The organism is Streptomyces sediminimaris, assembly GCF_047049295.1.
GTDB lineage: Bacteria > Actinomycetota > Actinomycetes > Streptomycetales > Streptomycetaceae > Streptomyces > Streptomyces sediminimaris.
This window is the reverse complement of the sequence record NZ_JBJWOT010000001.1, coordinates 6139666-6162844: the sequence shown is the minus strand read 5'-3', so window position 1 is coordinate 6162844 and position 23179 is coordinate 6139666. Positions and strand designations below refer to the sequence as shown.

15 protein-coding genes are annotated in these 23179 nt (G+C 71.5%); 3 read left to right on the top strand and 12 right to left on the bottom strand.

Annotation, left to right across the window (positions count from 1 at the left end):
* The 3 genes from ACJ9NR_RS28640 to ACJ9NR_RS28630 are packed head-to-tail and all read right to left on the bottom strand — an operon-like array spanning position 1 to position 1933.
* A complete protein-coding gene (locus ACJ9NR_RS28640; protein ID WP_412492088.1) occupies positions 1–309 on the bottom strand; it encodes an AzlD domain-containing protein in 309 nt (102 codons plus the stop codon).
* Positions 306–1067 (bottom strand): AzlC family ABC transporter permease, encoded by a 762-nt coding sequence (locus tag ACJ9NR_RS28635; protein WP_412492089.1) that lies wholly within the window; start codon positions 1065–1067, stop codon positions 306–308. Before ACJ9NR_RS28635 ends, ACJ9NR_RS28640 begins: the two co-directional genes overlap by 4 nt.
* Positions 980–1933, bottom strand: a complete 954-nt coding sequence (locus ACJ9NR_RS28630; RefSeq protein ID WP_412492090.1) for an AraC family transcriptional regulator — start codon at positions 1931–1933, stop codon at positions 980–982. The genes ACJ9NR_RS28635 and ACJ9NR_RS28630 overlap by 88 nt, the downstream gene beginning before the upstream one ends.
* 93 nt (positions 1934–2026) lie before the next feature.
* Between ACJ9NR_RS28630 and ACJ9NR_RS28625 the strand changes: the two genes are divergently transcribed.
* Genes ACJ9NR_RS28625 through ACJ9NR_RS28615 form a run of 3 tightly spaced genes read left to right on the top strand, consistent with a single transcriptional unit; the run spans position 2027 to position 8780 of the window.
* Positions 2027–7090, top strand: a complete 5064-nt coding sequence (locus tag ACJ9NR_RS28625) for an ATP-dependent helicase (RefSeq protein WP_412492091.1) — start codon at positions 2027–2029, stop codon at positions 7088–7090.
* A gap of 56 nt (positions 7091–7146) precedes the next feature.
* Positions 7147–7983, top strand: coding sequence for a DNA-formamidopyrimidine glycosylase family protein (locus ACJ9NR_RS28620; RefSeq protein ID WP_412492092.1), 837 nt, complete (start codon positions 7147–7149; stop codon positions 7981–7983).
* A 32-nt stretch (positions 7984–8015) separates the two neighbouring features.
* Positions 8016–8780, top strand: a complete 765-nt coding sequence (locus ACJ9NR_RS28615) for an SDR family NAD(P)-dependent oxidoreductase (RefSeq protein WP_412492093.1) — start codon at positions 8016–8018, stop codon at positions 8778–8780.
* On the opposite strand, the gene ACJ9NR_RS28610 is transcribed toward ACJ9NR_RS28615, so the two are convergent.
* The 9 genes from ACJ9NR_RS28610 to ACJ9NR_RS28570 all read right to left on the bottom strand — a co-directional run bounded on the left by ACJ9NR_RS28610 (position 8728) and on the right by ACJ9NR_RS28570 (position 22916).
* The gene (locus tag ACJ9NR_RS28610) at positions 8728–9006 is read right to left on the bottom strand and encodes a hypothetical protein (protein ID WP_412492094.1); all 279 of its coding nucleotides are present in this window, start codon (positions 9004–9006) and stop codon (positions 8728–8730) included. The two genes, ACJ9NR_RS28615 and ACJ9NR_RS28610, sit on opposite strands and share 53 nt — an antisense overlap.
* 257 nt (positions 9007–9263) lie before the next feature.
* Complete coding sequence (locus ACJ9NR_RS28605; RefSeq protein WP_016432287.1) at positions 9264–9638, bottom strand: helix-turn-helix domain-containing protein; 375 nt, start codon at positions 9636–9638, stop codon at positions 9264–9266.
* Between the two features lie 109 nt (positions 9639–9747).
* Positions 9748–10293 carry a CinA family protein gene (locus ACJ9NR_RS28600; RefSeq protein ID WP_412492095.1) on the bottom strand — a complete coding sequence of 182 codons (546 nt, stop codon included), beginning with the start codon at positions 10291–10293 and terminating at the stop codon, positions 9748–9750.
* On the bottom strand, positions 10290–11009 hold the full coding sequence (gene pgsA / locus ACJ9NR_RS28595; protein ID WP_412492096.1) for a CDP-diacylglycerol--glycerol-3-phosphate 3-phosphatidyltransferase: 720 nt from the start codon (positions 11007–11009) through the stop codon (positions 10290–10292). Before pgsA ends, ACJ9NR_RS28600 begins: the two co-directional genes overlap by 4 nt.
* A complete protein-coding gene (gene rimO / locus ACJ9NR_RS28590; RefSeq protein ID WP_412492097.1) occupies positions 11006–12475 on the bottom strand; it encodes a 30S ribosomal protein S12 methylthiotransferase RimO in 1470 nt (489 codons plus the stop codon). Before rimO ends, pgsA begins: the two co-directional genes overlap by 4 nt.
* Before the next feature lie 84 nt (positions 12476–12559).
* Positions 12560–13402 carry a helix-turn-helix domain-containing protein gene (locus tag ACJ9NR_RS28585; RefSeq protein ID WP_412492098.1) on the bottom strand — a complete coding sequence of 281 codons (843 nt, stop codon included), beginning with the start codon at positions 13400–13402 and terminating at the stop codon, positions 12560–12562.
* A 244-nt stretch (positions 13403–13646) separates the two neighbouring features.
* Positions 13647–16346: a DNA translocase FtsK gene (locus ACJ9NR_RS28580; protein ID WP_412492099.1), complete on the bottom strand. Its 2700-nt coding sequence runs from the start codon at positions 16344–16346 to the stop codon at positions 13647–13649.
* Between the two features lie 170 nt (positions 16347–16516).
* Positions 16517–17200 carry a response regulator gene (locus tag ACJ9NR_RS28575; protein WP_412492100.1) on the bottom strand — a complete coding sequence of 228 codons (684 nt, stop codon included), beginning with the start codon at positions 17198–17200 and terminating at the stop codon, positions 16517–16519.
* Between the two features lie 244 nt (positions 17201–17444).
* Positions 17445–22916 carry a HAMP domain-containing protein gene (locus tag ACJ9NR_RS28570; protein ID WP_412492101.1) on the bottom strand — a complete coding sequence of 1824 codons (5472 nt, stop codon included), beginning with the start codon at positions 22914–22916 and terminating at the stop codon, positions 17445–17447.
* Positions 22917–23179: the final 263 nt, after the last annotated feature.

Here is a 23179-nt window from a genome sequence, read left to right as displayed (position 1 = left end):
TCAGCCGCCCATGGCCCGCACCCCGGCGGTCACCAGCACGGCCGCCGCCACGACGAGCAGGAACGGCGCCCGCAGGATCAGCGTCACAGCGGCCGCGCCGAGGCCCGCGGCCCGTGCGTCGAGCACCAGGGTGCGGCCGTCGGCGAAGGCCTGCTGGGCCGTGAGCGCGGCCAGGAGCGCCACCGGGAGCAGCGCGGCCAGCCGCCTCACGAGCGGCTTCTCGAGCGCGCCCGCGGGCACGAGCAGCCCGGCGAGCTTGACGGCGTAGCAGGCGAGGGCGGTCGCGCCGATCGCGATCCAGGTGTTCACCCGTTCTCCTCCGGTGCGTCGTTCCGGCGTGCGCGGCCGGGCGAGGCGGCCTTGCGGCGGCCCTCCAGGAAAAGAACGGCGGGAGCCGCGAGGGCGGCCGTCAGGACGGGCACCCCCGCGGGCAGTACGGGCAGCAGACCGAGCCCCAGGAGGACGGCCAGGCCGGCGACGGCGCGTTCGGTGCCGGTCCTGAGCATCGGAGCGAGCAGGGCCAGGAAGACGGCGGGCCCGGCCGCGTCCAGGCCCCAGGCGTCGGTGTCCCCGATGGCCCGGGCGCCCAGGGCGCCGAGCAGCGTGGTGAGGTTCCACAGCACGTACAGGCTGAGCCCGGTGACGGTGAACCCGATCCGCGTGGCCCGCCGTGTGGGCTGCGCCAGCGCGACCGCGGTGGTCTCGTCGATCACCCACTGGGCGGCGAACGGACGCACCGCGCGCGGGAGGGCCAGCAGCTGCGACAGCCGGAGTCCGTAGAAGGCGTTGCGGACGCCCAGGAAGAAGGCGCCCGCCGCTGCCGTGAGCGGGTTGCCCCCGGCCGCCAGTGCGCCCACCAGGGCGAACTGGGACGCTCCGGTGAATACCAGGAGGCTCAGCGCGCAGGTCTGCGGCAGTGTGAGCCCGCTGCCGGCCGAGGTCACCCCGAAGGCGAAGCCGGACAGGCCCACGGCGACGCCTACGCCGAGGGCGTCCCGGACGACGGCGGCGTCGGCTTTCTCTCCGTCCCCGGGGCGTATGTCTGCGAGAGCTGTCTGTTCTGCCACGCGTCGGACGGTAGAAGCAGGCGCCCCCGCGCGTCTTGTACGTTCTTGCGCTCCCGCCGGTAGGCGCCCGGGGGTACGCCGACGATGCGGGTGAAGTGCCGGTTCAGGTGCGGCTGATCGGTGAACCCCACGGCCACGGCCGCCTCCGCGGGCGTCGAACCGGCGTCCAGCAGCCGACGTGCCCGCCGTACCCGGGCGTCGGTGAGCCAGGTGTGGGGCGGCATCCCGTAGGCGTCCCGGAAGGCCCTCAGCAGCGCGAACGGGCTGGTGGCGAGATCGGCCGCGAGCTCGTGCAGGGTCGGCGGCCCGGCCATCCGCTCCTCGAGCACGGCACGCGCGCGTGCGGCGACGCGGGCCCCCGCGGTCCGCACCTCCCGCTGCGGCAGCGGCCCGCCGTTCAGCCGGAGCAACCTGGTCACGGCGACGCGCAGCAGCGTGTCCGCGGCCAGCGGGTTGCCGTCCTCCGTGGCCCGCAGCACCTGGTGCACGAGCCGCACGGTGTACGGATCGTCGAGCACCGGGCTGACGAAGCCCGGCGTCCCGCGGATGAGAGTGGTCTCCGCCGCGATCCCCGCCACCACCTCCGGCGACGGGTACACGGCGCCGTACCGCCATCCCTCGGGCACTCCGGCCCGTCCGGTGTGCGGGGTGTCGGGGTTGACCAGCGCGAGCGCCCCGGCACCGGCGTACTGATCGGCGCCGCGGTGATGGAAGACCTCGACCCCGTCCGCGATGGCGGCGATGACGAAGTTCTCGTGCGTGTGCCGCACGAACGTCTTGCGGATGTACCGGGCGCGCAGCAGATCGACCCCCGGCAGCTCGGCGTACTGCCAGTGCCGCGCCGCCTCCCTTCCCGAACCTGCCATGTTCCCATTCTCCGCGAGGCCTCTCCGCCCCCGAACAGCGCCGCGTCACCGCAGGTCAGGGCCGTTGTCAGTGGACGGGTGCAGGATGGACGCATGGTCAGCTCCGCACACCGGGCCCTCGACGGCTTCTCCCCCGCGACCCGCGGCTGGTTCACGGGGGCCTTCTCCGCGCCCACCGCGGCCCAGGCGGGCGCGTGGCGGGCCATCGGTGCGGGATCGGACGTGCTGGTGGTCGCCCCGACCGGCTCCGGCAAGACCCTGGCGGCGTTCCTCGCCGCACTGGACCAGCTGGCCTCGGCACCCCCGCCGGCCGACCCGAGGAAGCGCTGCCGCGTCCTGTACGTGTCACCGCTGAAGGCTCTCGCGGTCGACGTGGAACGCAACCTCCGCAGCCCGCTCACCGGCATCCGCCAGGAATCCGTGCGCCTGGGCCTTCCCGAGCCCGAGGTGAAGGTGGGCATCCGCTCCGGCGACACCCCGGCCGCCGAGCGCCGCGCCCTGTCCACCCGCCCCCCGGACATCCTGATCACCACCCCGGAATCCCTGTTCCTGATGCTGACGTCGGCCACGCGCGAGGCGCTGACCGGGGTCGATACCGTGATCCTCGACGAGGTGCACGCCGTGGCGGGCACCAAGCGCGGCGCCCACCTCGCGCTCTCCCTGGAGCGCCTGGACGAGCTGCTGCCGAGGCCGGCCCGCCGCATCGGCCTCTCCGCGACGGTCCGCCCGGTGGACGAGATCGCGCGCTACCTCTCGCCGCGCCGCAAGGTGGAGATCGTCCAGCCGACGTCGGGCAAGGAGTTCGACCTCTCGGTGGTCGTCCCGGTCGAGGACCTCGGCGAGCTGGGCGGCTCCCCGGTCGCCGACGGCTCCGAGGGCACGGAGCGCCCGTCGATCTGGCCGCACGTCGAGGAGCGGATCACCGACCTGGTCCAGGCCCACCGTTCCACGATCGTCTTCGCCAACTCCCGCCGCCTCGCGGAGCGCCTGTGCAACAGGCTCAACGAGATCGCGTACGAACGTGCCACCGGCGAACCCCTGGACGAACAGCACGCTCCCGCCGAGCTCATGGGGGGCTCCGGAGCCGCCCAGGGCGCACCGCCCGTCATCGCGCGCGCCCACCACGGCTCGGTCTCCAAGGAGCAGCGCGCGCTCGTGGAGGAGGACCTCAAGGCCGGCCGGCTGCCCGCGGTGGTCGCCACCTCCAGTCTCGAGCTGGGCATCGACATGGGCGCGGTCGACCTCGTCGTCCAGGTGGAGTCGCCGCCGTCCGTCGCCTCCGGCCTGCAGCGTGTCGGGCGCGCGGGGCACCAGGTGGGCGCGGTCTCCACGGGAGTGGTCTTCCCGAAGTACCGTGGCGACCTCGTCCAGGCAGCGGTGGTCACCGAGCGCATGCGCACCGGCTCCATCGAGTCCCTGAGGGTTCCCGCCAACCCCTTGGACGTCCTGGCCCAGCAGCTCGTGGCCATGACGGCGCTGGACACCTGGCAGGTCGACGACCTGCTCGCCACGGTCCGCCGTGCCGCCCCCTTCGCCTCCCTCCCCGAGTCGGCGTTCACGGCGGTGCTCGACATGCTCGCGGGCCGCTACCCCTCCGACGCGTTCGCCGAGCTGCGCCCGCGCGTGGTGTGGGACCGCGTCGCCGGCACGGTCACCGGCCGGCCCGGGGCCCAGCGGCTGGCCGTCACCTCCGGCGGCACCATCCCGGACCGCGGGCTCTTCGGGGTCTTCCTCGCCGGCTCCGACCCCAAGAAGGGCGGCGGCCGGGTCGGTGAGCTCGACGAGGAGATGGTCTACGAGTCGCGCGTGGGCGACGTCTTCACGCTCGGCACCAGCTCCTGGCGCATCGAGGACATCACGCGCGACCGGGTCCTGGTCTCCCCCGCGCCGGGCGTACCGGGGCGGCTCCCCTTCTGGAAGGGCGACCAGCTGGGCCGCCCGCTCGAACTGGGCCGCGCGGTGGGGCGGTTCCTGCGCGAGGTCGGCTCGCTGCCGAGGGAGGACGCCCGGACGCGCCTGCTCGCGGCGGGCCTGGACGCCTGGGCCGCGGACAACGTGCTGTCCTACCTGGACGAGCAGCGCGAGGCCTGCGGGCACATCCCCGACGACCGCACCATCGTCGTCGAGCGCTTCCGCGACGAACTCGGCGACTGGCGGGTCGTCGTCCACTCGCCCTTCGGCGCGCAGGTGCACGCCCCGTGGGCGCTCGCCCTCGGGGCCCGGCTCTCCGAGCGGTACGGCATGGACGCCCAGGTCATGCACGCCGACGACGGCATCGTGCTGCGCCTGCCGGACACCGACCTCATGGGCCTGGACCTGCTCGACCAGGAGCCGGCGAAGGCGGGCGCCGACTTCCACCCGGCGGTCGGCGCGGAGCAGGCGCCCGTCGGCGCGGCGGACGTCGTCTTCGACAAGGGCGAGGTCGACCAGGTCGTCACCGACCAGGTCGGCGGCTCGGCGCTGTTCGCCTCCCGCTTCCGCGAGTGCGCCGCCCGCGCGCTGCTGCTGCCCCGGCGCAGCCCCGGCAAGCGCACGCCGCTGTGGCAGCAGCGCCAGCGCGCCGCCCAGCTCCTGCAGGTGGCCAGCGAGTTCGGTTCGTTCCCGATCGTCCTGGAGGCGGTCCGCGAGTGCCTCCAGGACGTCTTCGACGTCCCCGGGCTCGCCGAGCTGATGGGTGACCTGGAGTCCCGCAAGGTGCGCCTGGTGGAGGTCACCACTCCGGAGCCGTCCCCCTTCGCCCGCTCCCTCCTCTTCGGGTACGTCGCCCAGTTCCTGTACGAGGGGGACTCCCCGCTCGCCGAGCGCCGGGCGGCCGCGCTCTCCCTGGACTCGCGGCTGCTGGCCGAGCTGCTGGGGCAGGCGGAGCTGCGCGAGCTGCTCGACGCGGAGGTGCTGACCGAGCTGGAGCGGGAGCTGCAGTGGCTCACCGAGGACCGGCGCGTGAAGGACGCCGAGGGCGTGGCGGACGTCCTGCGCCTGCTCGGCCCCCTCACGGACGCCGACCTGGCCGAGCGGGGTGCCGAACCCCAGTGGGCGCCGGAGCTGGCCGGCGCCCGCCGGGCGATCAGGGTCCGCATCGGCGGCGCCGACCACTGGGCGGCGATCGAGGACGCGGGCCGCCTGCGCGACGCGCTCGGCACCGCCCTGCCGGTCGGCGTCCCGGAAGCCTTCATGGAGCCGGTCAAGGACCCCCTCGGCGACCTCCTCGCCCGCTACGCGCGCACCCACGGCCCGTTCACCTCGACGACGGCGGCCGCGCGCTTCGGTCTCGGCGTGGCGGTCACGGAGGGCGCGCTGCAGCGTCTCGCCGCGAACGGCCGTGTCGTGCAGGGGGAGTTCCACCCCGCGGGCATCGGCCAGGAGTGGTGTGACGCCGCCGTGCTGCGGCGGCTGCGCCGCCGCTCCCTGGCCGCCCTGCGACAGGAGCTGGAACCGGTGGCGCCGGCCGCCCTCGCCCAGTTCCTCCCCCAGTGGCAGCACATCGGCAAGGGGCACGGCCTGCGCGGTCTGGACGGACTGGTGCGTGCCGTCGAGCAGCTGCAGGGCGCGTCCGTGCCCGCCTCCGCCCTGGAGAAGCTGGTCCTGCCGTCCCGCGTCGCCAACTACACGCCCGCGATGCTCGACGAGCTCACCTCCGCCGGAGAGCTCCTCTGGGCCGGCGCGGGCGCACTCCCCGGCAAGGACGGCTGGGTCTCGCTGTATCACGCGGACGCGGCACCTCTGCTGCTGCCCCCGCCGCACCCCCTGGAGCTGACGGCGCTGCACCAGTCCGTCCTCGACGCCCTCTCCGGGGGCTACGGCCTGTTCTTCCGCCAGATCGCCGACCAGGTCCGCGCGACCGCCCACCCGGACGTCACCGATCCGCAACTGGCCGACGCCGTCTGGGACCTGGCCTGGTCCGGCCTGCTCACCAACGACACACTGACCCCCATGCGCTCCCTGCTGGGCTCGGGCCGCACCGCGGGCTCCACGGCCCACCGCGCCAAACGCAACGTCCCACGCGGGCGCTACGGCTCCCTGACCGCGGCCGCCCGCACCGCCTCGCGCAACGGACCGCCGACCGTCGCCGGCCGCTGGTCCCTGCTCCCGGCGCGCGAGGCCGACCCCACGGTGCGCGCCCACGCCCTCGCCCGTACGCTCCTGGACCGGCACGGCGTGGTCACCCGGGGAGCCGTCGCCGCGGAGGGCGTCGAGGGCGGCTTCTCCGCGACGTACCGCATCCTGTCCGCCTTCGAGGAGAGCGGTCAGGCGCGGCGCGGCTACGTGGTGGAGGGGCTCGGCGCGGCGCAGTTCGCCATGGACGGCGCGGTGGACCGCCTGCGCGCGGTCTCGAACGCCCGCGACCGCGGTGAAGCCCTGCCGCCGCGGCCCTCGCCCGACGGCGCGCCCGCGCCCGGCGTCCTCGCACCGGGCGGCTTCGGCTCCGCCGGCGGCCGGTGGCCGGACCCCGGCCGAGGAGTCACCGACGGCCGAGTCACCGGCGGGGGCCCGTTCTCCGACGGAACCGACGCGCCGTTCACCACGGAGTCCGGCACCGAGGCGGGCAACGGGTTCGTCTCCGGGTCCGGCGGCGACCTCGACAGCCCGTTCGGCACCGGATTCGAGGGATCCGCCACCGACGACTTCGGTTTCGCCCCTCCCCGCACCGCCGCCCACGAGTACGTCTCGCCCCGCGACTTCCCCGCGGCCGGCTCCCGCGGCGCGCAGACCGGACCCGGCCCGGCGCACGGCTCCTCCTTCCCCGGCCGCCGTGCCCCTTCCCCCGGCTCCCGGGCCGTGGTCCTGGCCGCCGCCGACCCCGCGAACGCCTACGGCGCCGCCCTGCCCTGGCCGGAGCCCCCGACCGGAGCGGGGCACAAGCCCGGCCGGAAGGCCGGCTCCCTGGTGGTCCTCGTCGACGGGGAGCTGACGCTCTACATGGAGCGCGGCGGCAAGACCCTGCTGGCCTGGCCCGCCGACCCGGACGGCAGGGCGAGCGACGACCCCCGCCTGCAGGCAGCGGCGCAGGCCCTGGCGGCGGCAGCCCGGGCGGGTTCCCTCGGCACGGTCACCGTGGAACGGGTGAACGGCGCCTCGGCCCTGACGTCCCCGATCGGCGCCCTCCTGGAAGGAGCGGGCTTCGTCGCCACCCCGCGCGGCCTGCGGCTTCGCGCGTGAGCCAGTGGCGTCCGCACCGCCCGCCGCGCGGGCGCGGACCGTGCGACCCTTGACCCGTGCCCGAAGGAGACACGGTCTGGCAGGCCGCGAGGCGGTTGCACGCCGCCCTCGCGGGCAAGGTGCTGACCCGCAGCGACCTCCGGGTGCCGAGGTTCGCCACGGCCGACCTCACGGGCCGTGCCGTCCTGGACGTCACCCCGCGCGGCAAGCACCTCCTGGCCCGTATCGAGGGCGGCCTGACGCTCCACTCACACCTGAGGATGGACGGCTCCTGGAAGGTGTTCGCGAACGGCCGGCGCTGGACCGGCGGCCCCTCCCACCAGATCCGGGCCATCCTGGGCAACACCGAGCACACGGCGGTCGGCTACCGCCTCCCGGTCCTCGAGCTCCTGCGCACCACCGACGAACAGCGCGTCGTCGGCCACCTCGGCCCCGATCTCCTCGGCCCGGACTGGGATCCGCAGCAGGCGCTCGCCAACCTCCGCGCCGACCCCGCACGCGCGCTCGGCGAAGCCCTGCTCGACCAGCGCAATCTCGCCGGGATCGGCAACGTCTACAAGAGCGAGCTCTGCTTCCTCCTCGGCGTCACCCCGTGGCTCCCCGTCGGCGCGCTGCCCGCCGACCGCGCCGCGAAGCTGCCCGAGCTGGCCAGGAGGCTCCTGGAGGCCAACCGCGAACGCCCGGTCCGCACCACGACGGGCCGCCGCGGTCAGGACCTGTTCGTCTACGGCCGCGCGCCCCGCCCCTGCCTGCGCTGCCACACGTCGATCCAGGTGGCCGAGCAGGGCGACGGCTCCCGCGAACGCCCCACCTACTGGTGCCCGAACTGCCAGACAGGACCGGTCCCGAGCGCTTCCCGGGGCTTCGGAACTCCACGCCGTACCACTAATTGACGACCCGTCAGAATTTCTCGTACCGTCCCTGCATGCCCGTCAAGGCGTACGACCTCACCGGACGCACCGCATTCGTCACCGGGGCCGCCGGCGGCATCGGCCGCGCCTCGGCCGTCCTGCTCGCCGAAGCCGGCGCCACCGTCCACTGCGCCGACCGCGATGCGGAGGGCCTGCACGAGACGGCGGGGCTCATCGAGGACCGCGGCGGCACCGCCCGTATCCACCGGCTCGACGTCACCGACCGGGCTCGGCTCAGGCAGGCCGTCGAGTCCTGCGGACGCCTGGACGTGATGGCCGCGATCGCCGGGATCATGCACACCAGCCCGGTCCTGGAGACCCGGGACGAGGACCTCGACAAGGTGCTGAGCGTCAACTTCAAGGGAGTGCTGTACGCCTGCCAGGAGGCCGCGCGCCGCATGCTCGCGGGGAAGGACGGCGGCAGCATCGTCACCATGGCCTCGGGCGCCGTGGACACCGGCCGGCCCGGCCTGCTCTGCTACGGCGTGGCCAAGGCGGCGGTCGTCCAGCTGACGAAGACGCTGGCGAACGAGGTCGGCCGGCACGGGATCCGGGTCAACGCCGTCGCACCGGGCTGGATCCGCACCCCCATGACCGATCGCCACGAGGCCGGGGCTCAGGCGCAGACCGAGGCGATGATGGCGCGCATGGCGCCGCTGGGCCGGGTCGGTGAGCCGGAGGACGTGGCCCACACCGTGCTGTATCTGGCCTCCGACGCGTCGTCCTTCACCACGGGCCAGATCCTGCGCCCGAACGGCGGGGTGGCGATGCCGTGGTAGCCCGGGCCGCCCGCCAGGCTCCCCGCCAGCGCTCCGGGCCCACGGCCCCGGCCGCGCGTGCCTTCGGAACGCAGTGCACCGGCAGCAGGCTCAGCCCCCATCCCCCGGCGGCGACCGCGCCTTCCACCACCCCGGCACCGGGCGCGAACGCGAGCCGCAGCACGGCCCACCACCACAGCATCCCGAGCCCCAGAGCCGCCCCCCGGCGCACTATCGGCCGTGCCATGAACGCCACCTCCAGCCCCGCAGCCAGACCGCGGCGGCCTTCACCCTCAGAGGGGACGCACCGACGGCATATGGGCGCAACGCACCGCAGGCATCCACCATGACCGCCCGCGGCCGCCCCGGCAAACGGGCCGGAACAGCCGCGGGAGATCTCCCGGGACGCGAAAACCCCGACCGCCTCTCTCCAGTTCCCCCTGGAGAGACCCCGGCCGGGGCCTTGCACGTGCACGTCGGTTCACGCAGTCACGCGCGTGATCGTCACGCGGCGACCACGTCCACCGCCTCGGCGGGCGCCTTGATGGTCACCCGTTCCGGTGGCACACCGGTCACCGACACGGAACCCAGCATCGGGCGAACCGGCGCGGGCACAGACTCGGTGGCCGCAGCAGACTGGGCCAGCTCGGCGAGGGCGAGCTCGTCGCTCACTTCCCGCATGAGCTCGGACATCCGTACGTCCAGCGCGTCGCAGATGGCGGAGAGCAGTTCGGAGGAAGCCTCCTTCTGCCCCCGCTCCACCTCGGAGAGATAGCCGAGTGAGACTCGGGCGGACGAGGAGACTTCGCGCAGAGTACGGCCCTGGCGCTGGCGCTGCCGACGCAGCACGTCACCCAGCAGGCGACGGAGCAGAATCATCGGTGGCTCCCTCCTCGGACCGCGTAACCGCATCCTTCACGCCCCACCGTACCGCCTCGCGCTGCGGCCGTGCGGGGAGCGATGTCGTGTTCACTCAGGGCTGCAAACATCAAAACCCCCCGTTCTGTTCCGTATCCTGTGCCAGCTCATTTCCGGTCTGTTCGCCCGCAAGCTCTCTCAGAAGCAGTGCGAGTACGCTCCGTACACTCTCCATACGAATTTCCGCACGGTCGCCGTTCAACCGCAGGGCCACTACTTTTCCGCCACCGGCGGAATCGGAATCGCTCCCGGTGGGGCCGGCCACGGCCACGAACACCGTCCCGACGGGCTTGCCGTCCTGCGGTTCCGGGCCTGCCACACCCGTGGTCGCCAGGCCCCAGTCGGCGCCGAGCGCCTTGCGCACGCCGGCCGCCATCTGGTCCGCGACCTGCGCGTCCACCGCCCCGCGCTGTGCGAGCAGAGCGGCGTCGACACCCAGCAGCCGGTGCTTCAGCTCGGTGGCGTAGGCGGTCACCGAACCGCGGAAGGCCTTGGAGGCCCCGGGCACCGTCGTGATCTCCGCCGCGACCAGCCCGCCGGTGAGCGACTCCGCGACCGCGAGGGTCTCGCCCCTCACCGTCAGTAGTCGCACCACGTCGGCAGCCGGAGAACTCACCCTTCCTTCTCCTCCAACGCCGCCTCGCGCTCCGCGATTCCCCGCCTGCGCAGCACGATGGCCTGTCTCACATAGTCGAGTCCGGTCACCACGGTCAGGACGACCGCGGCCGCCATCACCCACCATCTCAGGGTGGCCAGCCAGCCGGTCAGCGCCAGGACGTACATCCCGACGGCCACGCCCTGGGTGAGCGTCTTCAGCTTGCCGCCGCGGCTGGCCGGGATGACGCCGTACCGGATGACGAGGAAACGCAGCAGCGTGATGCCGAGTTCCCGGCCGAGAATGACGATCGTCACCCACCACGGCAGGTCGCCCAGCGCGGAGAGGCAGATCAGCGCCGCCCCCATGATCGCCTTGTCGGCGATGGGGTCGGCGATCTTGCCGAAGTCGGTGACGAGGTCGTAGGCGCGCGCCAGATGACCGTCGAACAGGTCGGTGATCATGGCGACGGCGAAGGCGGCCCAGGCGAACGAGCGCCATGCCGGGTCGTACCCGCCGTCGGCCAGCATCAGCGCGACGAAGCCGGGCACGAGAAGCAGCCGGAGCATGGTGAGCAGGTTGGCGACGTTCCAGACGCTGGCCTGGTTCACGGCGGCGGCCGCCAGCTTCCCGCTCCTCGGGGACTTGTCCGTCTGCCGGTCCGGGGCAGGGGGGCCGGGCGACGACGACTCCGCCTTGGAGGAGCCGTTCGCCGCCGATGCCGGTACTCCGGTCATCTGCCCGCCTCCTCACCACGCTCGAGCGGGCCCGTCAGCGGCTCGGCCACCAGGTCGACACCCTCCGTGCCGACCACCTTCGCCTCGACCATACGGCCGACCCCGAGACCTTCGCCGCTCGTGAGCAGCACCTGGCCGTCCGTCTCCGGCGCCTGGTGCGCCCCGCGTCCGTACACACCGTCCTCGTCCACGGCCTCCACGAGCACGTGCACGCTCTCGCCCACGCGCTCCTCGGAACGCTGGGAGACGAGTTCCTCGGCCAGCCGGGAGACATGTGCCAGCCGCTCGGCCACGACGTCCTCGTCCAGCTTGTTCCCGTACGTCGCCGCCTCCGTGCCCTCCTCGTCGGAGTAGCCGAAGACGCCGATGGCGTCCAGCCGCGCGCCGGTCAGGAACCGCTCCAGCTCCGCCAGGTCGGCCTCGCTCTCGCCGGGGAAGCCGACGATGAAGTTGGAGCGGACGCCCGCCTGGGGCGCCTTGCCGCGGATGGTGTCGAGCAGTTCCAGGAAGCGGTCGGTGTCGCCGAAGCGGCGCATGGCGCGCAGGACGCCGGGCGCGGAGTGCTGGAAGGAGAGGTCGAAGTAGGGGGCGACCTTCGGCGTGGAGGTCAGCACGTCGATCAGCCCCGGGCGCATCTCGGCCGGCTGCAGGTAGCTCACGCGCACCCGCTGGATGCCGTCGACGTCCGCCAGCTCCGGCAGGAGCGACTCCAGCAGGCGGATGTCGCCGAGGTCCTTGCCGTAGGAGGTGTTGTTCTCGGAGACCAGCATGATCTCCTTCACGCCCTGCTCGGCCAGCCACCGCGTCTCGTTCAGCACGTCGCTCGGGCGGCGGGAGATGAAGGAGCCGCGGAAGGAGGGGATCGCGCAGAAGGAGCAGCGGCGGTCGCAGCCGGAGGCGAGCTTCACCGAGGCGACCGGCGAGCCGTCCAGCCGGCGGCGCAGGGGCGCGCGGGGTCCGGAGGCGGGCGCCAGCCCCTCCGGCAGGTCCGCCGGGCCGTGCCCGGGCAGCGCGACCTCGGCCGCGGACTCCTGGCGCTCGGCGGGGCTGATCGGCAGCAGCTTGCGCCGGTCGCGGGGGGTGTGGGAGGCGTGGACGCCGCCGCCGAGGATGGTCCGCAGGCGGTCGGAGATGTCGGCGTAGTCGTCGAAGCCGAGCACGCCGTCGGCTTCGGGGAGGGCCTCGGCGAGTTCCTTGCCGTACCGCTCGGCCATGCAGCCCACCGCCACGACGGCCTGGGTTCTGCCCTGTCCCTTGAGGTCGCCCGCCTCCAGGAGGGCGTCGACGGAGTCCTTCTTGGCGGCTTCCACGAAGCCGCAGGTGTTGACGACCGCGACGTCCGCTTGCGCGGCGTCCTCCACGAGGTCCCAGCCGTCCGCCTCCAAGCGGCCTGCGAGCTCCTCCGAGTCCACCTCGTTACGGGCGCAGCCAAGGGTGACGAGTGCGACGGTACGGCGTTCAGGCATGCGCTCAAGACTACTTTGTCTCTCCGACAGCCCACGTCGACGGGGCTGGCGATGTTCGCCAGCCCCGCGGTACCGCCTCAGGCCCTAGCCGACCTGCGGGTCGCCCTTCGTGTACGTCAGCCGCTCCACCGCACCGGGCTGGAAGCTGTCCTCGATCTTCTTGCCGTTGACGTAGAGCTGGATCGCGCCGGCGTCGCCGAGGACCAGGTTGATCTTCTGGCTGTCCTGGAAGGTCTTGGAGTCGCCCTGCTTGAGGAGCCCGTCGAACAGCAGCCGGCCGTTGTGGTCCTTGGCCGAGATCCAGCTGCGGCCGTCAGGAGCACTGACCTGGACGGTCACCTTGTCCTGGGGCGCGGCCGCGATGGCGCTGTCCGAGGGTGCCGCCTTCGGGGTGTCGGACGTGCTCGTCCGGGGCGTGGGCGAGGCGGACTTGCTGGTCGCCGGCGTCGATCCCTCGGCGACCTGGGTCTTGCCGCCTCCGCCGTCGTCGCCGCCCTTGAACGCGGTGAACCCGACGAAGCCGACCACGGCCACGATCGCGGCGACCATGGCCGCGGTCCAGTTGGGCCCGCGCCGCTCGGGGCGGATGCGTTCCGCCTCGAACAGGGGGGCCGCCGGGGTCGGCGCCGGACGGCCGCCGTGCTCGGCGTCGTACTGCGCGATCAGCGGGGCCGGATCGAGGTGGACGGCCTTGGCCAGGGTCCGGATGTGGCCGCGGGCGTACACGTCCCCGCCGCAGGGGGCGAAGTCGTCCGCCTCGATGGCGTGCACGATCGAGATCCGGACCCGGGTGGCGTTGGTGACGTCGTCGACGGTCAGCCCGGCTGCGATACGGGCCTGCCGGAGGGCATGGCCGATGGAGAGGCGGGCTTCCTCGCGATCGTCTTCGAACGGACGCTCGTCTTCAGGAGAGTTGCCGATGGACACGGGGGCGCCTTTCGAGCGTTAAGCCACCTGTGCTGGAGGTTCAGTCTATGGGGGGTACAAATGGGTGGGGCAACCGGACGGTGGAGCTTGTTAGCCCATCGGTATGGCCGGACACGCCGATGGTGGTGTACACGCTTGTCGCTTCCCTCAACTTGACGTACGCCGAAGGGAAACGGTTGCTCAATGATCCCTTACGGGTGAGTCACGATCCGACATCGCCCACCCCTCCGTTCGGGCCTCTCTCTCAAGCCTCCCCGCGGATGACCGCGAGCACGCCGTCCAGTTCATCAGGCTTCACAAGAACATCACGCGCCTTCGAGCCCTCGCTGGGTCCGACGATGTTCCGCGACTCCATGAGGTCCATGAGCCGCCCGGCCTTGGCGAAGCCGACGCGCAACTTGCGCTGGAGCATGGACGTCGAGCCGAACTGCGTGGAGACCACCAGCTCGGCCGCCTGGCACAGCAGGTCGAGGTCGTCGCCGATCTCCTCGTCGATCTCCTTCTTCTGCTTGGTGCCCACGGTGACGTCGTCGCGGAAGACCGGCGCCATCTGCTCCTTGCAGTGCCGGACGACGGCCGAGACCTCCTCCTCGGTCACGAAGGCGCCCTGCATACGGGTCGGCTTGTTCGCACCCATCGGCAGGAAGAGCCCGTCGCCCTTGCCGATCAGCTTCTCGGCACCGGGCTGGTCGAGGATGACCCGGCTGTCGGCGAGCGAGGAGGTGGCGAAGGCGAGCCGCGAGGGCACGTTCGCCTTGATCAGACCGGTGACGACGTCGACCGAAGGCCGCTGCGTGGCCAGCACCAGGTGGATGCCGGCCGCGCGCGCGAGCTGCGTGATGCGCACGATCGCGTCCTCGACGTCGCGCGGGGCGACCATCATCAGGTCGGCGAGCTCGTCGACGATCACCAGCAGATACGGGTACGGCTGAAGCTCGCGCTCACTGCCCTCCGGCGGCTTCACCTTGCCGCCCCGCACGGCCTCGTTGAAGTCGTCGATGTGCCGGAAGCCGTACGCCGCCAGGTCGTCGTACCGGAGGTCCATCTCCCGGACGACCCACTGCAGCGCCTCGGCGGCCCGCTTCGGGTTGGTGATGATCGGCGTGATCAGGTGCGGAATGCCCTCGTAGGCGGTGAGTTCGACGCGCTTGGGGTCGACGAGGACCATGCGGACGTCCTCCGGGGTCGCCCGCATCATGACCGAGGTGATCAGGCAGTTGATGCAGGACGACTTGCCGGAACCGGTCGCGCCGGCGACCAGCACGTGCGGCATCTTCGCGATGTTGGCCATCACGTAGCCGCCCTCGACGTCCTTGCCGAGCGCGACCAGCATCGGGTGCTCGTCCTCGGCGGCCGCCGCGAGGCGCAGCACGTCGCCGAGGTTGACCATCTCCCGGTCGGTGTTGGGGATTTCGATGCCGACCGCGGACTTGCCCGGGATCGGGCTGATGATCCGCACGTCCGGACTGGCGACCGCGTAGGCGATGTTCTTCGTCAGCGCGGTGATCCGTTCGACCTTCACGGCGGGGCCGAGTTCGACCTCGTAGCGCGTGACCGTCGGCCCGCGGGTGAAGCCGGTGACCGAGGCGTCGACCTTGAACTCGGAGAAGACGTTGGTCAGCGAGGCGACCACCGCGTCGTTGGCGGCGCTGCGCGCCTTGCCGGGGCCGCCGCGCTCGAGCAGGTCGAGCGAGGGCAGGGAGTAGGTGATGTCCCCGGACAGCTGGAGCTGCTCGGCGCGCGGCGGCAGGCGGCCCGGCTCCTCGGGCGCGGGCTTGGTGAGGTCGGCGACCTCGGCCTTCAGCTTCTCCTGCTTGGGTCGCGCCGCCGGGACGGCCTTCGGCGCCGGCGTCGGGGTGCTCTCCTCGCGGTCCCCGGCGCTCACGCCCTGGGTGAGATCGGCGACGATCGGCGAGGGCGGCATGCCGTGCATGACCGCGCCGTCGAGCGCGGCGGCCGCGGCGGCGGCGACGTCCACGGCGTCCATGGGGCGCGCCATGTCGGGCTGCGGCACCGCGGAGCGCCTGGGCCGGCCGCGGCGCTTGGAGAGCGCCTCCTGCTCCGCCTGGTCGGGGTCGTAGGACTCCGGCGCCCGGCCGCGCCTGCGCGGGCGCGCGGCCAGTCCCTCGCGCCACTGGTCGTCGTAGCGGTGGTCGTCCTCGGTGAACTCGTCGTCCTCGGGATCGTGCAGGACACCGAGCTTCACACCGAGCAGGCGCAGCCGCTGCGGAATGGCGTTGACCGGGGTGGCCGTGACGACGAGCAGACCGAAGATCGTCAGCAGCGCCAGCAGCGGTACGGCGAGGACCTCGCCCATCGTGTACGTCAGCGGGGTGGCCGCGCCCCAGCCGATGAGCCCGCCGGCGTCCCTTATGGCCTGCATGCCCTCGCTGCGGGCGGGCGCCCCGCAGGCGATGTGGACCTGGCCGAGCACGCCGATGACGAGCGCGGACAGGCCGATCACGATGCGGCCATTGGCCTCGGGCTGCTCGGGATGCCGGACGAAGCGCACGGCGATGGCCGCGAGCAGTATCGGCACCAGCAGATCCAGGCGGCCGAAGGCGCCCGTCACCAGGATCTCGACGAGATCGCCGACGGGGCCGCGCAGATCGGCCCAGGTGCCCGCGGCGACGATCAGCGCGATGGCGAACAGCAGCAGCGCCACACCGTCCTTGCGGTGCGCCGGGTCGAGGTTCTTCGCGCCGTTCCCTATGCCGCGGAACACGGCGCCGACGGCGTGCGCGAGGCCCAGCCAGAGGGCGCGCACGAGCCGGTAGATGCCGCCGGTCGGACTCGGTGCCGGCTTCGGGGGCGCCGCCTTCTTCGCGGCGGCCTTCCTGGCGGGCGCCTTCTTCGCCGGAGCCTTCTTCGCAGCGGCCTTCTTCGCCGGTGCCGCCGCCTTCTTCGCGGGCTGCTTCTTGGCAGCGGAGGGACGTGAGGCCATAGGTGTGAGGTTACCGGTGGAGACGGCGACGGACACGTGTGCCCACTGCTTCACCCGTTCGTGTCGCCCTGGAACGGGCGCGGAACTGACGCGCGCTCATCCGCAACGGCTCCGCGTCGGTACGCCAGTTCCGCGAGGACGCTGACATCGGTGCCGTGAGGACACCGATGTCAGTTCTGCGAGGACACCGAGGAGGCGCTGCCCGCACCCGGTTCCAGGGCGTCCAGCGCCCGCCGCAAACCGGTGAGTTTGCGTTCGAGATGGGCCGCCGTCGCCACCGCCGCCGCATCCGCCGACTCGTCGTCGAGCTGCTTGGACAGCGCCTCGGCCTGCTCCTCGACCGCCGCGAGACGGGCCGACAGCTCGGCGAGCAGACCGGCCGGCTCCTTGGCCTCCCCGACCGCGGCCTTGCCACCGCCGCCCTCCAACTGGAGCCGCAGCAGCGCCGCCTGCTCCCGCAGCTGGCAGTTCTTCATGTACAGCTCGACGAAGACGGAGACCTTGGCGCGCAGCACCCAGGGGTCGAACGGCTTCGAGATGTAGTCCACCGCGCCGGCCGCGTACCCCCGGAAGGTGTGGTGGGGGCCGTGGTTGATCGCGGTCAGGAAGATGATCGGGATGTCCCGGGTCCGTTCTCGCCGCTTGATGTGCGCGGCCGTTTCGAAGCCGTCCATGCCCGGCATCTGGACGTCCAGCAGAATGACCGCGAAGTCGTCCGTGAGCAGTGCTTTGAGCGCTTCCTCCCCGGACGATGCCCGCACCAGCGTCTGATCGAGCGCCGAGAGGATGGCCTCCAGCGCCAGCAGATTCTCCGGCCGGTCATCGACCAGGAGGATCTTGGCCTTCTGCACCATGGCCCGCCCTCCTCGCCCCGGCTGTGCACCGGGCGCCGCCCCTGGGGACGACTCCCTTTCGCCGCCCGTCCTTGTGCCGGTCATCGTAGCCGTACCCCGCTCGTCGCCACACCCTGTCACCGCGATGTCACTGTGCACGTAGCACAAACGTAGCGGGAGACCAGAACGTTCCCCGAATCCCGTACTTCTACACGGCCCCGGGCACACTCAGTCAGCAACTCCGAGTGAACATCGATGGTTCCCGTCACTCCTCTCGCATCCACTGTTCCATCACCGACAGCAGGTGATCGGGATCGACCGGTTTGGTCACGTAGTCGGAGGCGCCCGACTCGATCGCCTTCTCCCGGTCGCCCTTCATCGCCTTCGCCGTCAGCGCGATGATCGGCAGGCCCGCGAACTGCGGCATCCTGCGGATCGCCGTGGTCGTCGCATATCCGTCCATCTCGGGCATCATGATGTCCATCAGGACGACCGCGACATCGTCGTGCTGCTCCAGGACCTCGATGCCCTCACGGCCGTTCTCGGCGTAGAGCACCGAGAGGCCGTGCTGCTCCAGGACGCTGGTCAACGCGAACACATTACGGATGTCGTCGTCGACGATCAGCACCTTCTGGCCGCCGAAGCGGACCCCGTGGTGCGGCTGCGGCGCGGCGGCCTGCTGGTCGCCGGACCACTGTTCCGGGGCGCCGGTGGCCCGGTCGGTGTCGAGTCCGTTCCTGCGGCGGCGCCTGAAGAGCGCGGCGGCGCCGTTCTGCGTCTCGCGGTACGACTTCACCTCGGCCGGCGTCTCGATCTCCGCCTGGGCGAGCTGGGCCAGGTCCGAGGCGGCCACCAGGTCGCCCGCCTCCAGGGCCGGCAGCGCCTGCTGATAGCCCTGCGGCGGCAGTTCGCTGGGATGCAGAGGCAAATACAGCGTGAACGTCGAGCCGCGTCCCGGTTCGCTCTGCGCGTGGATCTCACCGCCGAGCAGCTGGGCGATCTCCCGGGAGATCGACAGGCCCAGCCCGGTGCCGCCGTACTTGCGGCTCGTCGTGCCGTCCGCCTGCTTGAACGCCTCGAAGATCACCCGCATCTTGCTGGCGGCGATGCCGATCCCGGTGTCGGTCACCGAGAACGCGATCAGGCCCGCGTCCGGATCGCTCAGCGACCCCGCCTCGAGCAGCTGCTCCTTGATCCGCACCGGGACGTCCCGCCCGGCCGGCCGGATCACCAGCTCGACGGAGCCGGAGTCGGTGAACTTCACCGCGTTCGACAACAGGTTCCGCAGCACCTGCAGCAGCCGCTGCTCGTCGGTGTGCAGCGTGGCGGGCAGCTCCGGGGAGACCCGTACGGACAGGTCCAGGCCCTTCTCCGCGGTCAGCGGCCGGAACGTGGCCTCCACGTAGTCGACGAGCTGGACGAGCGCGATACGCGTCGGGGAGACGTCCATCTTGCCCGCCTCGACCTTCGACAGGTCGAGGATGTCGTTGATCAGCTGCAGCAGATCGGATCCCGCGCCGTGGATGGTCTCGGCGAACTCGACCTGCTTCGGCGTCAGGTTGGCGTCCGCGTTGTCGGCGAGCAACTTGGCCAGAATCAGCAGGGAGTTGAGCGGCGTACGCAGCTCGTGCGACATGTTGGCGAGGAACTCGCTCTTGTAGCGCATGGAGACCGCGAGCTGCTCGGCGCGCTCCTCCAGGACCTGCCGCGCCTCCTCGATCTCGGTGTTCTTCACCTCGATGTCGCGGTTCTGCTGGGCCAGCAGCTCCGCCTTCTCCTCCAGCTCGGCGTTGGACGCCTGGAGGGCCTTCTGCCGGTTCTCCAGTTCGGCGGAGCGCTCACGCAGCTGCTCGGTCAGCTCCTGCGACTGCTTCAGCAGCTGCTCCGTCTTGGTGTTGACCGAGATGGTGTTGACGCTGGTCGCGATCATCTCGGCGATCTGGTTGAGGAAGTCCTTCTGGATCTGCGTGAAGGGCGTGAACGAGGCCAGCTCGATGATGCCGAGCACCTTGCCCTCGAACAGCACCGGAAGGACGATCACCTGCGCGGGAGGCGCCTCGCCGAGACCGGAGGAGATCTTCAGATAGCCGCTGGGAGCGTTTTCCACCAGGATCGTGCGCTTCTCCTCGGCGGCCGTCCCGATCAGCGCCTCGCCCGGCCGGAACGATGTCGGCATGGAGCCCATCGAGTAGCCGTACGACCCCAGCATGCGCAGTTCGTAGGCGTCCTCGCTCTCGGCGCTGAGGTCCTTGCCGTCGACCAGCGGCATCGCCACGAAGAACGCGCCGTGCTGCGCGGAGACCACCGGCGTCAGCTCGCTCATGATCAGCGAGGCCACGTCCTGCAGGTCGCGCCGGCCCTGCATCAGCGCGGAGATACGGGCCAGGTTGCCCTTGAGCCAGTCCTGCTCCTTGTTGGCGATGGTGGTGTCGCGCAGGTTGGCGATCATCTTGTTGATGTAGTCCTGCAGCTCCTGGATCTCGCCGGACGCGTCGACGTCGATCTTCAGGTTCAGGTCACCGCGGGTCACCGCGGTCGCCACGCGCGCGATGGCGCGCACCTGCCGGGTGAGGTTCCCCGCCATCTCGTTCACGGACTCGGTGAGGTCGCGCCAGGTGCCGTCGACGTCGCGCACGCGTGCCTGACCGCCGAGCTGCCCTTCCGTGCCCACCTCGCGGGCGACCCGGGTGACCTCCTCGGCGAAGCTGGAGAGCTGGTCGACCATCGTGTTGATCGTCGTCTTGAGCTCGAGGATCTCCCCGCGGGCGTCGATGTCGATCTTCTTGGTCAGGTCACCCTTGGCGATGGCCGTGGTGACCATGGCGATGTTGCGCACCTGGCCGGTCAGGTTGGACGCCATCTGGTTCACGGACTCGGTGAGGTCCTTCCACGTACCGGCCACCCCGGGTACGTGCGCCTGACCGCCCAGGATGCCGTCCGTGCCCACCTCGCGCGCCACCTTGGTGACCTGGTCGGCGAACGAGCTCAGCGTCTTCACCATCGTGTTGAAGGTGTCGGCGAGCTGCGCGACCTCGCCGCGCGCCTCGATCGTCACCGTCCGCGTCAGATCGCCGTTGGCGACCGCCGCGGCCACCTGGGAGATGTTGCGCACCTGCACGGTCAGGTTCTTGGCCATGAGGTTGACGTTGTCGCTGAGGTCCTTCCAGATGCCGACGACGCCGGGTACGTGCGCCTGGCCGCCGAGAATGCCCTCGGTGCCCACCTCACGGGCCACCCGGGTCACCTGCTCGGCGAAGCTGGACAGCTGATCAACCATCGTGTTGACCGTCGTGACGAGCTCAAGAATCTCGCCCTTCGCGTCAACAGTGATCTTCTTCGACAGGTCGCCCTTGGCGACCGCGGTCGTGACCTCGGCGATGTTGCGCACCTGGATGGTCAGGTTGTTCGCCATGAAGTTCACGGACTGCGTGAGGTCCTTCCAGGTGCCGGAGACGCCCTGGACCTCGGCCTGACCGCCGAGGATGCCCTCGGTGCCCACCTCGCGGGCGACCCTGGTGACCTCCTCCGCGAACGACGACAGCTGGTCCACCATCGTGTTCAGGGTGTTCTTCAGCTCCAGGATCTCCCCGCGCGCGTCCACGGTGATCTTCTGCGACAGGTCACCGCGGGCCACCGCGGTGGCGACCTGGGCGATGTTGCGCACCTGCGCGGTCAGGTTCCCCGCCATGCCGTTGACGGAATCCGTCAGGTCCCGCCACACACCGGCGACGCCGGGCACCTGCGCCTGGCCGCCGAGGCGGCCCTCCGTGCCCACCTCGCGGGCCACCCGGGTCACCTGGTCGGCGAACCCGGAGAGCTGGTCGACCATCGTGTTGATGGTGTTCTTCAGCTCCAGGATCTCCCCGCGCGCGTCCACGTCGATCTTCTGCGACAGGTCACCGCGGGCCACCGCGGTCGTGACCTGGGCGATGTTGCGCACCTGCGCGGTCAGGTTCCCCGCCATGCCGTTGACGGAGTCGGTGAGCTCCTTCCACGTGCCGGCGACGCCCGGCACGACCGCCTGACCGCCGAGACGGCCCTCCGTGCCCACGTCCCGCGCCATCCGCGTCACCTGGTCGGCGAAGGACGACAGCTGGTCCACCATCGTGTTCACGGTGTTCTTCAGCTGGAGCATCTCGCCGGAGACGTCCACGGTGACCTTCTGCGACAGATCGCCGTTGGCCACGGCCGTCGTCACCTGGGCGATGTTGCGGACCTGTCCGGTGAGGTTGCGGAATGCAGTGTTGACGGAGTCGGTCAAGTCTTTCCATGTACCGGCCGCGCCCGGCACCTGCGCCTGCCCGCCCAGCTCGCCCTCGACGCCGACCTCGCGCGCCACGCGCGTCACCTCGGAACCGAAGGAGGACAGCTGGTCCACCATCCCGTTGACGGTGTTCTTCAGCTCCAGCATCTCGCCGGCCACGTCCACGGTGACCTTCTGGGAGAGATCACCGTTGGCCACGGCGGTCGTCACCGCGGCGATGTCCCGTACCTGGATCGTGAGGTTGCGGAAGACGGTGTTGACGGAGTCCGTCAGGTCCTTCCAGGTGCCGGCGGCGCCGGGCACGTTCGCCTGACCGCCCAGCTGGCCCGCGGCACCGACCTCGTTCGCGACGCGCGTGACCTCGTCCGCGAAGATCCGCAGCGTCTCGGTCATCTGGTTGATCGTGTCCGCGAGCTGCGCGACCTCACCACGTGCCGACACGGTCACCTTCTGCGACAGGTCGCCGTTGGCGACCGCCGTCGTGACCTGTGAGATCCCTCGCACCTGGGCCGTGAGGTTGCCGGCCATGAGGTTCACCGAGTCGGTGAGGTCCTTCCACACACCGGCCACGCCCGGCACCTGCGCCTGGCCGCCGAGCTCACCCTCGGTGCCCACCTCGCGCGCGACCCGCGTCACCTCGGAGGAGAACGACGACAGCTGGTCGACCATCGTGTTGACGGTGTTCTTCAGCTCCAGCATCTCGCCGGCGACATGGACGGTGACCTTGCGCGACAGGTCGCCCTTGGCCACCGCGGTCGTCACCAGGGCGATGTCCCGCACCTGGGCCGTCAGCCGGTACGCCATGGTGTTGACGGAGTCCGTGAGGTCCTTCCACGAACCCGACATGCCGCGCACCCGCGCCTGCCCGCCCAGCTTGCCCTCGGTGCCCACCTCGCTGGCCACGCGGGTGACCTCGTCGGTGAACGTCGACAGCTGGTCGACGAGGTTGTTGACCGTGCGCCCCACCTTGAGGAACTCCCCGCGCAGGGGGTGCCCGGTCCCGTCCGGCGCCTGCGTCCGCAGCTCCATCCGCGGCGACAGGTCACCCTCGGCCACCGCGGTCAGCACCCGTCCCACCTCGGAGACGGGCCGTACGAGGTCGTCCACGAGGGCGTTGGACGCCTCGATGGCGGCGGCCCAGGAACCCTCGTAGGCGCCCGTCTCCAGCCGCTCCGTGAGCTTGCCCTCGCGGCCCACCATGCGGCGCACCCGCGACAGCTCACCGGTCAGGTGCAGATTGCGGTCGGCCACCTCGTTGAAGACCGCGGCGATCTCCGACATCACGCCGTCCCCGGACACCGTGAGCCGCTTGCGGAAGTTCCCGTCGCGCATCGCCACGAGAGCCGCCAGGAGCCGGTTCAGGGACGCCGTGTCCACCGAAGTGGTACCCCCTCGCGGGGTGCGTTGTTTGCTCAGGGACTGTCCGCCTTTCGCGCGCGTCTTAGTGCCCCGCGCCGCTGCGCCAGACTCCACTGTGTCCCTCCCGCAGGGGTCGACCGTTACTGCTGTGCTCCGGTACTTCCGTTCGACGTACCAGTTACTTCTGCGTATTCCTGCCGGATACACCGGGCCACACCACGGGCTGCTGCCCGCTGCATGCGGAAGTCACTCGGCCTGCCCGGACCTTCTCAAGAAGCTTGCCCAGTGTTTCACCCTGCTTGAACCCGGCCATAACAGTTCGGCAGCTTCGCACATCGTCCGCACACCCTCTGGGCGGAAACACTGCAGACCGGCAT